The sequence below is a fragment of the Rhodococcus sp. HNM0563 genome, assembly GCF_012726195.1.
Lineage (GTDB): Bacteria > Actinomycetota > Actinomycetes > Mycobacteriales > Mycobacteriaceae > Rhodococcus.
Window position 1 is genome coordinate 1 of record NZ_JAASAF010000039.1, and the last position, 589, is coordinate 589.

Annotated in this window: 1 protein-coding gene; it reads right to left on the reverse strand. The window is 57.4% G+C overall.

All coding sequences use genetic code 11. The features are described from left to right. A partial coding sequence (locus HCA61_RS25870; protein WP_169691057.1) for a condensation domain-containing protein occupies window positions 1-574 on the reverse strand: 574 nt, incomplete at its 3' end. Window positions 575-589 lie beyond the last annotated feature (15 nt).

The window sequence follows — 589 nt, forward strand, 5'->3', positions numbered from 1 at the left end:
ACACACGCGCCCGGTACGCAATCCCCAAGTCCCGCAACAATGGGACCAACGACCACCCATCACCCGCAATATGGTGGAGTACGATCGTCAAGACCGCATTGCTGTCCGTGAGCTCAATCAAACGTGCACGTAGCGGAATCTCACGTGACAGATCGAACTCGTAGAGCGCCGCAGCTTGTACGAGATCCTCCAACGAGTGGTCTTCGACCCCGACAACCTCGACCGGAACCGACGCTAGAGCACTATCCACGACGTGCTGAGTCGGCACCCCTTCGTCAGATACGAAGATCGTACGCAACGCTTCATGCCGAAGTGCAACATCGTTCAATGCATCGCGCAGCGCCCAATGGTTGAGCACACCAGTCATTCTCAACGCAAACGCAATGTTGTACGTGGGCGACGGCCCCTCCAGTTGATGAACAAACCACAAGCGTTGCTGAGCGAAAGACAGTGCTACCGGACCCGACCTGTCAACGCTACGAACCGCGTCACGGACTTCGGCTTGAGTGTCCAGTTGCTGTGCCAGCTTCCCAACCGTCGGGCTGTCAAACACCACCCGAATCGGGACCTCCACGCCCAAAGTCGATCT